Raw genomic sequence first — 2,309 nt, 5'->3', positions numbered from 1 at the left:
CACTCGCCGTTATAGCCCTTGCCAATCGAGGAGACATAACTGGCGTCCTCGACGGTGATCATTAGGCCCGTGTATTCCGTGCCGGAATGCGCCTGCGTGTAGCCTAAGGCATACGGCACGAACAATAGCAGGGCGACCGCGACCGCGATCACGAATGCGCTGAACCATTCACGGCGCTTCGGGCAGCTTGCCTGCGTCACCTGCGTCGATGACATCACCGAGGTCCACCCGGGTGGGATGATCGAGGTCTGCGCCATCGGACACACGCGTCTTGATGGGCCAACGAGCCTCCCCCGGCTCGAAGGCCAGGGCCCTGAAGGCGGGCCAGAGAAGGGTAGCGACGAAGGCGAAGGCTGCTAACCGCCCAGCGGGTCCGTCCCAAGCTCCTGCCCTCCCTTCCGTGGTGCGCCGCGCATACCACAGGCCGTTACCGTCCTTCTAGGGAACGGAGCCAGCGGACGAACGCAGCGGATGGGAGAGTTCGCGGACTGCATTCCCGGCGTTCTTGACCCCGTGCCGCCGTTCGCGTTAGCAGCGGCACTGGCCAGATGGGCGACCTGACGAGACTTGCCCACCCCGACCTGAAGGCGATCACCGTCCTCCTCGCTTCGACCGCAACGTCGGAACGGGGCGGGCTGCCGTACCTCGACGCCGTGCTGCCCGCCGAGCACCGGCTCGCCGCCACCCGCGTGGTCCGCGACCTCGGTGCCCTGCCGCCCGATGCGATCCTCTATCTCCTCGCCCAGCCCCTCCTCGACCTTGCGAGCGATCACCTCCTGCGGGACCGCGCCCTCGCGACGCGGTACGAGGAGCGCTTCGAGGTCGAGGACAGTGACGAGTGGACCGCTGCCACGAGTAGAACCGCGAGGCTGACGCGATCACCGCCGCCCTCTTTCGCGCCCAGGGGGAGCCCGGCTTGGCGCGCCTCTACCTGACGGACCGGCGCGCCTTCGACCGCCGGATGGAGCGCGGCCGGCAGCATTCTTCGGGCCGCCGAGCGGCGCGCACGCCGCCTATCTGCGGTCGAAGGGGATTATCGACTGATCCGCCGCTGAGTCGCACAAGGCGCCCAGGCGCCTTTTCTAGCCCTTCTCTCCCGTCATCCAGCCCGTGGGTCCGCCTCATGCGCCAAAAACCCTGCACGGGTATTTGCAAATGCGTTCCGGGCTAGCCCCAGGATGGGTCCGTGCCCGCTTCGATCCGTCAGTGCCGCGTCACCGGCTCGATGAGCCCGGCGGGTGCGAGTTCCGCACAGCACTTGCGATCTCGTCCACGTCCTCGTCGGCCCGAACCCCTTGGCGATGTCGTCGGGGCGTGGTCGGGGTGAAGAAGGGGTTCAGCCAGGACAGCACGATCATGTGGAGGTCGGCTGGGCCAAAAAGGTTCCTCCTCCCGATAGGCCCGCTCCGAATCACCCGCTGAGCGACCCCAACCTTTTGGGCCCACTTGACGGCGGCACTACCGCAGCGGGAGACTTCGTCGCCCGAGTCCCAAGCAAGTGTTCCCGCCGCCGCGTTGGAGCGGACGTGAGCGGGTGGTCAGGCGGCACGCGAGCAGACGGAGGACGTCAGACCATGGCCGCTCGCAAGGTGCTCATCGGATTCGCGGTGCTGGCGCTCGCTGTCGATCTTCTGGCCCGGGTAGCAAATGCCTTTCCGCCGTGCGGTCCTAAGGCCTGCAGCGACGAGGCCGCCGCCAGCGGCCTCACGGACGATGCAGGAAGAGCATGCCTAAAGTCCCTCATTTTCGACTGCCACGCGGGTCTTTGCAGCTGCACGGGTGGATCACCTCCCTGCAGCTGTGTGTGTGGGGACGGCCTGTGCGGACCCTCCGAGGACTGTTCGACGTGCCCGGGGGACTGCGGACCGTGTCTCCCGACGACCACCACCACGACCACCGTACCCTGCCAGTTCAACGGCTCCTTCTGCTTCGGGTCGTGCGGTGGAAGTGAAACCTGCGTACTCGTGGACACCATCTTGAGGACGTGTGGCTGCGCCGCGTCTCCGACCTGTCAATCGAGCGCCTATCCCACGTGCGGGGGGAACTGCCCATCGGGGAGCGTCTGCCAGGCCGTCAGGGTGGGTGCCAGCACCGGGTGCCGCTGCGTCGTCGGGACGTCCACGTGTGCCTCGGGCACGGGCTCTGCTTGCACCCAGGGCTGCCAGATCGAGACGGTTTGCGGCACCGGTCGTTGTCCGCCGGGCGAGGTCTGCTTGGCAGTCTTCTTCGGAGACCCGAACCCCGTCTGCGGCTGCGTGCCGCCGTGATCGCCGGGCCGTTCCGGGTCTCGGGCTGCACCGTCTTCGGAT

The 2,309-nt window shown here is 67.3% G+C and carries 2 protein-coding genes; one reads left to right on the top strand and one right to left on the bottom strand.

Features of this window, described 5'->3' with window-relative positions:
- Window positions 1-257: hypothetical protein (locus E6J59_01405; protein ID TMB23707.1), on the bottom strand; the 257-nt coding region annotated here is incomplete at its 3' end.
- Window positions 258-548: 291 nt separating this feature from the next.
- Between E6J59_01405 and E6J59_01400 the strand changes: the two genes are divergently transcribed.
- Entirely contained in the window at window positions 549-935 is a 387-nt protein-coding gene (locus E6J59_01400; protein TMB23706.1) for a hypothetical protein, read from the top strand.
- The last annotated feature ends 1,374 nt before the right edge of the window (window positions 936-2,309 follow it).

The organism is Deltaproteobacteria bacterium (assembly GCA_005879795.1).
Taxonomy (GTDB): domain Bacteria; phylum Desulfobacterota; class Binatia; order DP-6; family DP-6; genus DP-6.
The sequence above is the reverse complement of the archived record's forward strand: the minus strand, read 5'-3'. Positions and strand labels throughout refer to the sequence as shown.

What these genes read in the sequence shown, in the direction of transcription:
- E6J59_01400 (TMB23706.1), top strand. Translation starts at nt 549, where the DNA reads ATGGGCGACCTGACGAGACTTGCCCACCCCGACCTGAAGGCGATCACC.